Raw genomic sequence first — 13,168 nt, 5'->3', positions numbered from 1 at the left:
GCTTGGATAGCAGATCAGCCAGATAATCGTGGGCGGCGTCGGTAATGGTTATGGCGCTCATGGTGGTTCCTCGCAGACGTGGGCGCAGTTTACGCCAATCGACGCCGCTGACAAAGTCCTAGTATTTTTGTCGGGATAGACCTTGATATAGGGCATCCCCGGGCCCCGCCAGTGGGCGGCCCGAGGACAGATAGCGGCCCTGTATCAGAGGTTTTCGTAACGGTTCATGTCCATGACACCGGCCTCCACCGGGTCGACTTCCTGCAGATAACGGGTCTGGTCGTGGAAGTACTGCCAGAACTGCGGGTGGCTGCGGCGAATCCCCCAGCGATCGACGATCTTCTCGAAGCTGGCGGCGTCCCTGGCCTCTTGCATGGCCTGGACAAACGCCGGCACCTGCTCGGTCGGAACGTTGAACATGAAGTTCGGATAACTGCTGAGAATGCCCGGAAAAAGGGTCAGGGTGTCCAGGCCTGGCTGGTAGCGCAACGATTCGCCCAGCATGAAGGCCACGTTACTGTGGGCGCGATTGCGCAGCATGCTGTAGAACTCGCGCTTGCCGCTCGGGGCCTGGACCCGCAGCAGGGTAGCTTCCGGCAACTGCTCAATGACCTTGAGCCCCGCCGCCGGACGCGACGCCAGGCTGCTCAGGGCCTGCTCGGCATCCTGCAGCGCCGGGTCGATATTGGGCCGCGAGCAATAGGCGCTGTCACAACGATTGATCGGGTCGGGCTTGGCGTTGAGGTCGCCATAACGGGCCAGCAACTGGTTGGCGAAGTCCTTTTTCGGGTCCTTGAGGTCAAGCTTCAGTGCGCTGCGCTTGTCGTCGTCGATGGACTCGTAATCCAGCCACATCTTGAACTTGCCGCTGTTCTGGTACCAGTCGTCGAGGAAGTCCTCGCGGGTACCGGCGGGCATCAGGCGCAGGAAGTTCTGCTCGGCGCCGTTGCGGATCAGGTCGAAGTACAGCCGGGTCTGGGCCTGGTGGGAAACGTTGCCGAACACGTCGAAATTCACCGCCAGCTGATAATAGGTGCGCTCCAGCAGCGGATAGTCGAACAGCCACATCGTCTGCGGCACCTCGCCGATCAGGCCCTTGGTCACCGAAGCACTGTCGAAGTGACGGAAGATGCTCAGCAGCGCGTTGTCGTTGCCGGCCCACAGGGTCGACCAGCTCGGTGCCGGAGAGTCTGCATAGAAGTCGCGACGCAGGGCTTCGTATTCGTTGCGCTTGTCGCGATAGGACAGCCACAGGCTGAGGACGCTGCCGACATCATCGTTCTGCCCGGGCATGGCCAGCAGCGGCGTGGCCTGGCCGCGATAGGCCGGATCGGTGATGTACAGGTCATGTTCCGGGGCCTGGAACAGCGCCCAGAAGTTGTCGCGGATCACATCGGTGGCGATCTGCCCGCGGCACACCGGGCCACGAATGAAGGTGCGCACGAAGTATTCGGCGTTATCGAGCATGAACTGGTAGCGGGCCTTGGCCGGGATCGCCTCGAAGGTCTCGAACGGATTGGCCCGGCGCCCCGGTCCGTAGCCCGGCAAGGCAGTGACCTGCCAGTCGCCGCTGTAGAACAGGGTCTTGACCCTGGCCATCTTCGCCGCGCTCAGCGGGTAAGTGATGTGGGTCTTGTGCACGATCACCCCTTGCACCGGCCACAGGCGGTAATACACCTGGGTGCCCGGGTCGTCGTTGGGGCGACGGGTGTTGATCAGGTCAATGGGCTGGCCGCTGGGAGTACGGGAGCGCACCCACTGGAAGAAGTGCCCCGGCTCGCCGCCTTCGAAATGGATATGGGCCAGGAACCAGTGTTCGTAGAGCCAGCGCGCCACCAGGCTTTCCCGAGCGCCAGGGGCGTTGAGCAGGTTCTCCCACTGGGCCACTTGCAGGCTTTCCCGGGCACTGGGGGCCAGGCCCTGCTCGTCGATGGGCGCGCCTGAGGCCAGCCAGCGTTGCAGGGTCTGGTATTGCTGATCGGTGAGGCCGGTGACCGCCAGCGGCATGCCCTCTTTCGGGTGCGCCCCGGCATAGGCGGCGAACTCCCCCGGCTGCGGGCACATGTTCTCCCGGCTAAGGCCCAGGGCAATTTCACGGGGCAACTTGGCATTGGGCTGCAGCGGCGTGCGATGCCCCAGTTCCAGCATCCGCGCCATCAGCGCTGCCTGGCTGCCCTGGGCGTCGAGCACCGAATAGAAGCCCTGGCGCTGCCAGGCCGCCTTGCCACTGGCGTCGTAGAACAGTCGGGTCGGGGCCTGGGCCTTGCTGCGCTCGCCGTCATACACCGGAATTTTCGAGGCGCCGCGACCGGCCCCCTCGCCACTGCCCAGGTTCAGCTGACAGGCGGAGTCGTAGCAGGCATGACAGGCCACGCACTTCTCGGTGAAGATCGGCTGGATGTCGCGAGTGTAGGAAATCGTCGGAGCCGGACCTTCGGCCATGCACAGTGAACTGAGAAGCAGCAAAGCGCTGGCAACGACAAAACGATACGGCATGTCCCTGATCCCGAAAATAAAAAACGCCGCGATTCTACCGGGGTCGCCCACCGACCAACATGAGCGATATTCATGAAAAACCCGCACATTCCGCAAAACCATGCAGGTTTGCTATGATCCACGCCCTTCGTAATGGCCCTACCAGGTAGTTCTCATGTCTGATCGCAGTGCTCGCCTCCACGCTCTCCAGCAAGCCCTCAAAGAGCGCATCCTGATTCTCGATGGCGGCATGGGCACCATGATCCAGAGCTACAAGCTCGAAGAACAGGACTACCGTGGCAAGCGTTTCGCAGACTGGCCCAGCGACGTCAAGGGCAACAACGACCTGTTGGTGATCACCCGTCCGGACGTGATCGGTGGCATCGAAAAAGCCTACCTGGATGCCGGCGCCGACATCCTGGAAACCAACACCTTCAACGCCACGCGCATTTCCATGGCCGATTACGGCATGGAAGAACTGGCCTACGAATTAAACGTAGAGGGCGCACGACTGGCGCGCAAGATCGCCGACGCCAAGACCCAGGAGACCCCGGACAAACCACGTTTCGTCGCCGGCGTCCTGGGCCCGACCAGCCGTACCTGCTCGCTGTCGCCCGATGTCAACAACCCCGGCTACCGCAACGTCACCTTCGATGAACTGGTGGAGAACTACACCGAGTCCACCAAGGGCCTGATCGAAGGCGGCGCCGACCTGATCCTGATCGAGACCATCTTCGACACCTTGAACGCCAAGGCGGCGATCTTCGCCGTACAGGGCGTGTTCGAAGAACTGGGCGTCGAGCTGCCGATCATGATTTCCGGGACCATCACCGATGCCTCCGGCCGTACCCTGTCGGGCCAGACCACCGAGGCCTTCTGGAACTCCGTGGCCCACGCCAAGCCGATCTCGGTGGGCCTGAACTGCGCCCTGGGCGCCAGCGAACTGCGCCCGTACCTGGAAGAGCTGTCGAACAAGGCCAGTACCCACGTTTCGGCGCACCCCAATGCCGGTCTGCCCAACGAATTCGGCGAATACGACGAACTGCCGGAACAAACCGCCAAGGTCATCGAGGAATTCGCCCAGAGCGGCTTCCTGAATATCGTCGGCGGCTGCTGTGGCACCACCCCGGGGCACATTGCCGCCATCGCCAAAGCCGTGGCCGGTTATGCCCCGCGACAGATCCCGGACATTCCCAAGGCCTGCCGCCTGTCGGGCCTGGAGCCCTTCACCATCGATCGCAGCTCGCTGTTCGTGAACGTCGGTGAACGCACCAACATCACCGGCTCGGCCAAGTTCGCCCGGCTGATCCGCGAGGACAACTACACCGAGGCCCTGGAAGTCGCCCTGCAGCAGGTGGAAGCCGGCGCCCAGGTGATCGACATCAACATGGACGAAGGGATGCTGGATTCGAAGAAGGCCATGGTGACCTTCCTCAATCTGATCGCCGGCGAGCCGGACATCTCCCGCGTGCCGATCATGATCGACTCCTCCAAGTGGGAAGTGATCGAAGCCGGCCTCAAGTGCATCCAGGGCAAGGGCATCGTCAACTCCATCAGCATGAAGGAAGGCGTCGAGCAGTTCATTCACCACGCCAAACTGTGCAAGCGCTACGGCGCCGCCGTGGTGGTGATGGCCTTCGACGAAGTCGGCCAGGCCGATACCGAGGCGCGCAAGAAGGAAATCTGCAAGCGCTCCTACGACATCCTGGTCAATGAAGTGGGCTTCCCACCGGAAGACATCATCTTCGACCCGAACATCTTTGCCGTGGCCACCGGTATCGAGGAACACAACAACTACGCAGTGGACTTCATCAACGCCTGCGCCTACATCCGCGACGAGCTGCCCTACGCCCTGAGCTCCGGCGGCGTGTCCAACGTGTCGTTCTCGTTCCGCGGCAACAACCCGGTGCGCGAGGCGATCCACTCGGTGTTCCTGCTGTACGCGATCCGCAACGGCCTGACCATGGGCATCGTCAACGCCGGCCAGCTGGAGATCTACGATCAGATCCCGCAGCAGTTGCGCGATGCCGTGGAAGACGTGGTACTCAACCGCACGCCCAATGGCACCGATGCCCTGCTGGCCATCGCCGACCAATTCAAGGGCGATGGCAGCGTCAAGGAAGCCGAAACCGAGGAATGGCGCAGCTGGGAGGTCAACAAACGCCTGGAGCACGCCCTGGTCAAGGGCATCACCAGCCATATCGTCGAAGATACCGAAGAATCGCGTCTGAGCTTCAGCCGCCCGATCGAAGTGATCGAAGGGCCGCTGATGTCCGGCATGAACGTGGTCGGCGACCTGTTCGGCGCCGGCAAGATGTTCCTGCCCCAGGTGGTGAAGTCCGCCCGGGTGATGAAGCAGGCGGTAGCGCACCTGATTCCGTTCATCGAACTGGAGAAAGGCGACAAGCCGGAGGCCAAGGGCAAGATCCTCATGGCTACGGTCAAGGGCGACGTGCACGACATCGGCAAGAACATCGTCGGCGTGGTTCTGGGCTGTAACGGCTACGACATCGTCGACCTCGGGGTGATGGTGCCGGCGGAGAAGATCCTCCAGGTGGCCAAGGAGCAGAAGTGCGACATCATCGGCCTGTCCGGGCTGATCACCCCGTCCCTGGACGAGATGGTCCACGTCGCCCGCGAGATGCAGCGCCAGGATTTCCACCTGCCGCTGATGATCGGTGGCGCCACCACCTCCAAGGCCCACACTGCGGTGAAGATCGAGCCCAAGTACAGCAATGACGCGGTGGTCTACGTCACCGACGCCTCCCGCGCGGTGGGTGTGGCCACCCAGTTGCTGTCCAAGGAGCTCAAGGCCGGCTTCGTCGAGAAGACCCGCGAGGAATACGTGGAAGTGCGCGAGCGCACCGCCAACCGCAGCGCCCGCACCGAGCGGTTGAGCTACGCCGCGGCCATCGCCAAGAAGCCGCAGTTCGACTGGGCCGCCTACCAGCCAGTCAAACCGACCTTCACCGGCGCCCGGGTGCTGGACAACATCGACCTCAAGGTGCTGGCCGAGTACATCGACTGGACACCGTTCTTTATCTCCTGGGACCTGGCCGGCAAGTACCCGCGCATCCTTGAAGACGAGGTGGTCGGTGAAGCCGCTACCGCCCTTTACAAGGACGCCCGGGAGATGCTCGACAAGCTGATCAACGAGAAGCTGATCAGTGCTCGCGCAGTGTTCGGCTTCTGGCCGGCCAACCAGGTGCAGGACGACGACCTGGAAGTCTACGGCGATGACGGCCAGCCCCTGGCGCGCCTGCATCACCTGCGCCAGCAGATCATCAAGACCGACGGCAAGCCGAACTTCTCCCTGGCGGACTTCGTGGCGCCCAAGGACAGCGGCATCACTGACTATGTCGGCGGCTTCATCACCACCGCCGGGATCGGCGCCGAGGAAGTGGCCAAGGCCTACCAGGATGCCGGCGACGACTACAACTCGATCATGGTCAAGGCCCTGGCCGACCGTCTGGCCGAAGCCTGCGCCGAGTGGCTGCACCAGCAGGTGCGTAAAGACTACTGGGGCTATGCCAAGGATGAGCAGTTGGACAATGAGGCGCTGATCAAGGAGCAGTACAGCGGCATCCGCCCTGCCCCGGGTTATCCGGCCTGCCCGGATCACACCGAGAAGAGCACCCTGTTCGCCCTGCTCGACCCCGAGGCCAGCGAAGGCCGCGCCGGCCGCAGCGGCGTGTTCCTCACCGAACACTTCGCCATGTTCCCGGCGGCGGCGGTCAGCGGCTGGTACTTCGCCCACCCGCAGGCGCAGTACTTCGCCGTGGGCAAGGTCGACAAGGACCAGGTGCAGAGCTACACCGAGCGCAAGGGCCAGGACCTGGCCGTAAGCGAACGCTGGCTGGCACCGAACCTGGGCTACGACAACTGACCCAGACGCGGTAGAAGCCGGCTTGCCGGCGAAGGCGGTCGAGCGTGCGATGCAAGACTCTCGGGCCTCTTCAACGGCGAACCGGCTCCTACGCAAGTGCAGCCGCCATCACAGGCGGCATTGTCTATGCTCTGTTGACACCCAACCGTGTCGAGGGATTTATGGACGATCCAAGCAACGACAATCAGCCCCCAACCTTCCTGCAAATGATGCAGAGCGTGCTGGCGGCAGCCTTCGGCGTGCAAAGCGGAAAAAATCGCGCCCGGGACTTCAGTCACGGCAAACCCAGTCACTTCATTGTGCTGGGCATTCTCTTTACCACCCTGTTCGTTTTGGTGCTGCTGGGCATCGCCAAGCTGGCCATGCACCTGGCGGGGGTCTGAGCGGCGTCAGTGCAGTAGCAGTTTCAGACTGAAGGGATAGCGATAGCCGTCCGGCTTGCCTTGGGCGGACAGCCCGCGAAAATCGAACCGGGCGCCCACCTGATCCCCCAGCCGCAGCATTTGCCTGGCCTGGTCAGGGGTCAGTGGCTGGAACAGCGACAACTGCCAATCCGGCCCCCCCAAGCGTCGGGCGTCCAGCCCCAGGGCGTCATCGTGCAACGCCACCAGAGCCCAGCCACCCAGGGTGAAATGCCCCGCCACCAGCACCGACAACTTGCCGTCGATCAATGCCTGCAGGGCTTCGGGCGAACTGTTGACCCCACTGAACAGCAGATCCGTTCCCGGCTTGCGGCCCAGCTCCCGAGCCGCTTGCATGGCCCCCAGGGCCATTTCGTCATTGGCCGACCAGATCAGTTGGGTTTTCGGGTAACGCTTGAGCAACTGTTGCGCCTGGCGGTAGGCGCGCTCCCGGTTCCATTCGCCATAAACCAACTGACGCAAATGCACCTGCGGGTATTCGGCCAGGGCCCGGCGCAGACCGCGCTCGCGCAACTGCGCCGCAGGTGTGACCTTGAGCCCGGAAAATGCCAGGAGATCGATGCCGTGCCCTGCCGGGACCGGCCCAAGCTTGTGCAGCAGCTCCTTGAGCATGCGGTAGCCGGCTTCCTCATCGTCGCCCACCATGCTGCCGATCCAGTCCGAATAGTTCTGCCGGCTCTGCCCGATCAATTCCCGCTGGTCCAGGGTCAAAGGACTGTTGACGATAAACAGCTTGATCCCGGAGCCCTGGGACAGACGCAGGATCTGCGGAGCCACGTACTGTTCGTTCACCAGCATCAGGTAATCGGGCTTTTCGGCACCCTGGAACAGCTCCCGGGCCTGTTCCAGGGTGTTCTGCGGATTGCGTTCGGCATAGAGAATGCGCAGGTCCATCCCCAGGTCCCGGGCAGCGGCCTGCATGAACTGCGAATAGCTGACCCAGAAGGTTTCCGTCGAATTGCCGGGATTGAGAAACACCACCGACGTCGCGTGAGCCGCCGTCCAGAACGGCCAACTCAGACATATCACCCACGTGCACAGAACCTTGAACATTGTGAAAAGAGCCCCTGGAATATCCCAGGCAGTATAACTGGCAAAGTGCTAGCCAACGGCGGCAAATTATCCTGATCGTCCGACAATTCGGGCTCTTCTTTTTACGCTCTACTACTGGTGGCTGACCCAAAACACGGCCGTACCCACGACCAGTATGATCAGAAAGAGAATGGCCCAAGCATCAACGCTACTGTCACTTTTCCTTACTTTGGTTGGATGGCTCATAGCATCGCCTCTAGTAGATTTTGTCGGTGACTGCTCAAAGACACGACCACAGTTAAGACCAGTATTGCCCCTACCACAAACAGGGTTACTCTCACGCCCCTACCGTTAGTCGTTTTGGTTCTGTGCATATACTCAAACATCACTTTTGCGCATAACCGCAAACTGGTATCGTTCGGCGGCTCCGTTGGGAGTGCGCGGCCGTGCGCGCAGATTTGCTTACATGGGTGGCGTTGAGCGTGAACGAAGGCAAGACGAGGTGAAACCGCTGAAAAACCCGGCGGACACTAGTCCAAGCAGCGTACCGAAGCCGTTCACCGCAGTATTTGCCAAGTGCGCTTGAGCGCCGCCTGTAGCCTGAGAACTGGACCTATATGTACGTATACGACGAGTACGATCAGCGGATCATCGAGGACCGCGTCAAGCAGTTCCGTGATCAGACCCGACGCTATCTGGCAGGCGAGCTGAGCGAAGAGGAATTCCGCCCCCTGCGCCTGCAGAATGGCCTTTATATCCAACGTTTTGCCCCGATGCTGCGGGTTGCCGTGCCTTACGGCCAACTGACCTCGCGCCAAGCGCGGATGATGGCCAAGATCGCCCGCGACTACGACAAGGGCTATGCGCACATCAGCACCCGGCAGAACGTGCAGTTCAACTGGCCGGCCCTGGAAGACGTGCCGCAGATCCTGGCCGAGCTGGCCACGGTGCAGATGCACGCCATCCAGACCAGCGGCAACTGCCTGCGCAACGTCACCACCGACCAGTTTGCCGGTGTCGCCGCCGACGAGTTGATCGACCCGCGCCCCTGGTGCGAGATCGTCCGTCAATGGACCACCTTCCACCCTGAATTCGCCTACCTGCCGCGCAAGTTCAAGATCGCCATCAATGGCTCGACTTCCGACCGCGCAGCCATCGAGGTCCACGACATCGGCCTGGAGCCGGTGTACAACGCCGCCGGCGAGCTGGGCTTCCGCGTGCTGGTGGGTGGCGGTCTGGGCCGCACCCCGGTGGTCGGCGCCTTCATCAACGAATTCCTGCCATGGCAGGACCTGTTGAGCTACCTCGACGCCATCCTGCGGGTCTACAACCGCTACGGCCGTCGTGACAACAAGTACAAGGCGCGGATCAAGATCCTGGTCAAAGCCCTGACGCCGGAAGTGTTCGCCGAGAAGGTCGAGGCGGAAATGGTCCACCTGCGCGGCGGCCAGACCACCCTCACCGAAGCCGAAGTGCATCGCGTGGCCAAGCACTTCGTCGACCCGGACTACAAGACCCTGAGCAACCAGGACGCCGAACTGGCCACCCTGGACCAGCAACACCCAGGCTTCGCCCGCTGGCGCGTACGCAATACCCTGGCCCACAAGAAGCCCGGCTATGTCGCCGTGACCCTGTCGCTCAAGCCCACCGGCGTAGCGCCTGGGGATGTCACCGACAAGCAATTCGACGCCATCGCCGACCTGGCCGACCGCTACAGCTTCGGCCAACTGCGCACGTCCCACGAACAAAACGTGATTCTGGCGGACGTCGAGCAAAGCCAGCTGTTCACCCTGTGGGGCGAGCTGCGTGAAAACGGCTTCGCCACGCCGAACATCGGCCTGCTGACCGACATCATCTGCTGCCCGGGCGGTGACTTCTGCTCCCTGGCCAACGCCAAGTCGATCCCAATCGCCGAATCGATCCAGCGCCGTTTCGACGACCTGGACTACCTGTTCGACATCGGCGAGCTGGACCTGAACATTTCCGGTTGCATGAACGCCTGCGGTCACCACCACGTGGGCCATATCGGCATCCTCGGTGTCGACAAGAAAGGCGAGGAGTTCTACCAGGTGTCCCTGGGTGGCAGCGCCAGCCGCGACGCCAGCCTGGGCAAGATCCTCGGCCCGTCCTTCGCCCAGGACGACATGCCCAACGTGATCTCGAAGCTGATCGACGTGTACGTTGAACAACGTACCGAAGACGAACGCTTCATCGACACCTATCAACGTATTGGCATCGACCTCTTCAAGGAGCGCGTCTATGCAGCGAATCATTAAGAACAACGAGGTCATCGACGAAACCTGGCACCTGCTGCCCAAGGACTCGACCCTCGACGGCATCTCCAACTGCGACGACCTGATCGTGCCGCTGGCCCTGTGGCGCGATCACGCCCATGCCCTCAAGGCTCGCGACGGTGGCCTGGGTGTGTGGCTGGATGCGGACGAAGAGGCCGAGGAGATCGGTGACGACGTCCAGCATTTTCAGGTCATTGCCTTGAACTTCCCGGCCTTTACCGATGGCCGCAACTACTCCAACGCCCGCCTGCTGCGTGACCGTTATGGCTACAAAGGCGAATTGCGGGCCATTGGCGACGTGTTGCGCGACCAGCTGTTCTACCTGCACCGCTGCGGCTTCGACGCCTATGCACTGCGGGCCGACAAGGACCCCTATGAAGCCTTGGAAAGCCTCAAGGACTTCTCGGTGACCTACCAGGCTGCCACCGACGAACCGCTGCCGCTGTTCCGTCGCCGCTAAGCCCTGGCGCCAACAAAAAGCCCTGAACCGGTTTCCCGGTTCAGGGCTTTTTTGTGCAGACCTACCACTCTCACCGTAGGAGCCGGCTTGCCGGCGAAGAGGCCCTCGGGCCTTGTACAAACCTGGCAACCGCCTTCGCTGGCAAGCCAGCTCCTACAGCACACGCCCACAAACAACGCACTCCCTGTAGGAGCCGGCTTGCCGGCGAAGAGGCCCTCGGGCCTTGTGCAAATCTTGCGACCGCCTTCGCTGGCAAGCCAGCGCCTACAAGGCCGGTGGGCTTACCAGAAACGCTGCTGGGTCAGACGGCTCCACCAGGTCAACAACACGCGATCAATCGAACCGCTGGCCGCCAGGCCTACGCGCTCCTGCAGACTCTTGCGCTCGGCATAGTGCAGGTGGAAAACCTCGGCATTCTTGGCCTTGTCGGCCAGGTACTCATCGCTGGTCTGCAGCTCGTCCACCAGCAGTTTTTCCTGCGCCGCCACGCCCAGCCAGACTTCACCGGTCGCCACTTCATCAATGGCCAATTGCGGGCGATAGCGGGACACAAAGTTCTTGAACAATTGATGAGTCACGTCCAGGTCTTCCTGGAACTTCTCCCGGCCCTTCTCGGTGTTTTCGCCAAACACTGTCAGGGTGCGCTTGTACTCACCGGCCGTCAGCACTTCAAAATCGATGTCGTGTTTCTTCAGCAGTCGATTGACGTTGGGCAACTGCGCCACCACGCCAATGGAGCCGAGGATGGCGAACGGCGCACTGATAATCTTCTCGCCGATGCACGCCATCATGTAGCCACCGCTGGCCGCGACCTTGTCGATGCACACGGTCAGAGGCACCCCGGCCTGGCGAATACGCGCCAATTGCGACGAGGCCAGACCATAGCTGTGCACCATGCCGCCACCGCTTTCCAGGCGCAGCACCACTTCATCCTTGGGCGTGGCCAGGCTCAGCAAGGCGGTAATTTCATGGCGCAGGCCTTCGGTCGCCGAGGCTTTGATATCACCATTGAAATCCAGCACGAACACCCGGGGCTTGGCCTCGGCCGGTTGTTTCTTCTGTTTCTTCTCGGTCTTGCCCTGGGCCTTGCGCAGGGCCTTGAGCTGATCCTTGTCCAGCAGGCTCTGCTCCAGGCGCTCGCGCAGGTCCTTGTAGAAATCATTCAGCTTGCTGACCTGCAACTGCCCGGCGCCCTTGCGGCGACCCTTGCTGCGCAGGGCAGCGGCAGTGATCAGTACCACCAGGATAGCGACCACCAGGGTCACGGTCTTGGCCAGGAAACTGGCGTATTCGGCGAAAAACTCCACAGGGACTCCTCAAACATGGACCGCTGCCAACCAGCAGCGTAATGGGCTCAAGCATACCGACGTGACCGGCCGGCCACCAGTCGCGAAACCTTGTGTAACGAGGCTCCAACAAGCATTTCAAACAAGCGTATGTTTTTTCATTGACAGCTCACCGGCATCCTCATAACCTCGCAAAACTTTCAACGTACCGGGACGACGCGGACGTGGGCAGCATCTATTTGATTCGACATGGCCAAGCCTCTTTCGGTGCAGACGACTACGACGTGCTGTCCGCCACCGGCGTGCGCCAGGCGGCAGTTCTCGGCGATCATCTGGCCGCCCTTGGAGTGAACTTCGATCGCTGCCTGTCCGGCGACTTGCGGCGCCAGCAGCACACCGCGCAAACCGCCATGGAACAGATGAGCGCCGCCGGTGTTGACCACCCGCCACTGGAAATCGATTCAGCCTTCAACGAATTCGATGCCGACGCCATCATCCGCGCCCTGCTCCCCGACCTGCTGCCCCAGGAACCCGAGGCCCTGAATATCCTGCGCAATGCCGCGCACAACCGCGCCGAATTCCAACGCATCTTCGCCCTGATCATCCAGCGCTGGCTGGCCGGCACTTACGATCCGCCCGGGCTGGAAAGCTGGCTGGGGTTCGTCGAGCGCGTCCAGGGCGGCCTGCAACGAATTCTCGAAGCGGCGGACAACCCGCACAAGATCGCGGTATTCACCTCCGGCGGCACTATCACCGCCCTGCTCCACCTGATCACCCGGATACCTGCCCAGCAGGCTTTCGAACTGAATTGGCAAATCGTCAACACCTCGCTCAACCAGCTGAAGTTCCGCGGGCGCGAGGTGTCTTTGGCTTCCTTCAACGGTCATGCCCATCTGCAACTGTTGAAGGCCCCGGAGCTCATCACTTTCCGTTGAGCCCGGCTTACTGTGACCCTTGCTGTAACCACCCATAAAAGGATCGAACCATGACCTCCGTAGCTGACGCCGTACAAGCCATGCAAGCCAAGTTCAACCCAGCTGCCGCTGCCGGCCTGGACCTGGTTTTCGGTTTCCGCATCGATGACTCCAAGCACTTCTCGCTGGTCGTCAAGGACAGCACCTGTGAACTCAAGGAAGGCGAGAACCCGGACGCACAAGTCACCCTGGTGATGGACGGCGAAACCCTGGACGGCATCGTCAGCGGCGAGACCGACGGCATGCAAGCCTTCATGGGCGGCAAACTGCGCGCCGAAGGCGACATGATGCTGGCCATGAAACTGAGCGAGCTGTTCCCAGCCTAAGACCGCGCAAGGT

The 13,168-nt window shown here is 61.8% G+C and carries 9 protein-coding genes and 1 pseudogene; 6 read left to right on the top strand and 4 right to left on the bottom strand.

Going from position 1 to position 13,168, the window contains the following annotated elements:
* Together BLX41_RS35635 and BLX41_RS17780 are read right to left on the bottom strand one after the other, a co-directional pair.
* Window positions 1-61, bottom strand: a pseudogene (locus BLX41_RS35635) (Fe-S biogenesis protein NfuA); the annotation flags it as partial.
* Between the two features lie 143 nt (window positions 62-204).
* Window positions 205-2,496 carry a fatty acid cis/trans isomerase gene (locus tag BLX41_RS17780; protein ID WP_123725941.1) on the bottom strand — a complete coding sequence of 764 codons (2,292 nt, stop codon included), beginning with the start codon at window positions 2,494-2,496 and terminating at the stop codon, window positions 205-207.
* Window positions 2,497-2,650: 154 nt separating this feature from the next.
* Between BLX41_RS17780 and metH the strand changes: the two genes are divergently transcribed.
* A complete protein-coding gene (metH, locus tag BLX41_RS17775; RefSeq protein WP_123725940.1) occupies window positions 2,651-6,361 on the top strand; it encodes a methionine synthase in 3,711 nt (1,236 codons plus the stop codon).
* A 161-nt stretch (window positions 6,362-6,522) separates the two neighbouring features.
* Complete coding sequence (locus BLX41_RS17770; RefSeq protein ID WP_123725939.1) at window positions 6,523-6,744, top strand: DUF2970 domain-containing protein; 222 nt, start codon at window positions 6,523-6,525, stop codon at window positions 6,742-6,744.
* A 6-nt stretch (window positions 6,745-6,750) separates the two neighbouring features.
* On the opposite strand, the gene BLX41_RS17765 is transcribed toward BLX41_RS17770, so the two are convergent.
* A complete protein-coding gene (locus tag BLX41_RS17765) occupies window positions 6,751-7,836 on the bottom strand; it encodes an ABC transporter substrate-binding protein (RefSeq protein WP_123725938.1) in 1,086 nt (361 codons plus the stop codon).
* A 596-nt stretch (window positions 7,837-8,432) separates the two neighbouring features.
* On the opposite strand from BLX41_RS17765, the gene BLX41_RS17760 reads away from it, so the two are divergent.
* A complete protein-coding gene (locus BLX41_RS17760) occupies window positions 8,433-10,091 on the top strand; it encodes a nitrite/sulfite reductase (RefSeq protein ID WP_123725937.1) in 1,659 nt (552 codons plus the stop codon).
* A complete protein-coding gene (locus BLX41_RS17755; RefSeq protein ID WP_123725936.1) occupies window positions 10,075-10,569 on the top strand; it encodes a DUF934 domain-containing protein in 495 nt (164 codons plus the stop codon). The genes BLX41_RS17760 and BLX41_RS17755 overlap by 17 nt, the downstream gene beginning before the upstream one ends.
* Window positions 10,570-10,850: 281 nt before the next feature.
* Here the strand turns inward: BLX41_RS17755 and sohB are convergent, their stop codons facing one another.
* The gene (gene sohB, locus BLX41_RS17740) at window positions 10,851-11,876 is read right to left on the bottom strand and encodes a protease SohB (protein WP_123725935.1); all 1,026 of its coding nucleotides are present in this window, start codon (window positions 11,874-11,876) and stop codon (window positions 10,851-10,853) included.
* 203 nt (window positions 11,877-12,079) lie between these two features.
* On the opposite strand from sohB, the gene BLX41_RS17735 reads away from it, so the two are divergent.
* Together BLX41_RS17735 and BLX41_RS17730 are read left to right on the top strand one after the other, a co-directional pair.
* On the top strand, window positions 12,080-12,790 hold the full coding sequence (locus BLX41_RS17735; RefSeq protein WP_123725934.1) for a histidine phosphatase family protein: 711 nt from the start codon (window positions 12,080-12,082) through the stop codon (window positions 12,788-12,790).
* 50 nt (window positions 12,791-12,840) lie between these two features.
* Window positions 12,841-13,155 (top strand): SCP2 sterol-binding domain-containing protein, encoded by a 315-nt coding sequence (locus tag BLX41_RS17730; RefSeq protein ID WP_011061945.1) that lies wholly within the window; start codon window positions 12,841-12,843, stop codon window positions 13,153-13,155.
* Window positions 13,156-13,168 lie beyond the last annotated feature (13 nt).

Source organism: Pseudomonas protegens (genome assembly GCF_003732485.1).
Classification (GTDB): Bacteria; Pseudomonadota; Gammaproteobacteria; order Pseudomonadales; family Pseudomonadaceae; genus Aquipseudomonas; species Aquipseudomonas protegens_B.
The sequence above is the reverse complement of the archived record's forward strand: the minus strand, read 5'-3'. Positions and strand labels throughout refer to the sequence as shown.

Excerpts from the sequence above, each read along its gene's own strand:
- BLX41_RS17755 (WP_123725936.1), top strand. The coding sequence starts at position 10,075 with ATGCAGCGAATCATTAAGAACAACGAGGTCATCGACGAAACCTGGCAC.
- BLX41_RS17770 (WP_123725939.1), top strand. The coding sequence starts at position 6,523 with ATGGACGATCCAAGCAACGACAATCAGCCCCCAACCTTCCTGCAAATG.
- BLX41_RS17730 (WP_011061945.1), top strand. The coding sequence starts at position 12,841 with ATGACCTCCGTAGCTGACGCCGTACAAGCCATGCAAGCCAAGTTCAAC.
- BLX41_RS17765 (WP_123725938.1), bottom strand. The coding sequence starts at position 7,836 with ATGTTCAAGGTTCTGTGCACGTGGGTGATATGTCTGAGTTGGCCGTTC.
- metH (WP_123725940.1), top strand. The coding sequence starts at position 2,651 with ATGTCTGATCGCAGTGCTCGCCTCCACGCTCTCCAGCAAGCCCTCAAA.
- BLX41_RS17780 (WP_123725941.1), bottom strand. The coding sequence starts at position 2,496 with ATGCCGTATCGTTTTGTCGTTGCCAGCGCTTTGCTGCTTCTCAGTTCA.
- BLX41_RS17760 (WP_123725937.1), top strand. The coding sequence starts at position 8,433 with ATGTACGTATACGACGAGTACGATCAGCGGATCATCGAGGACCGCGTC.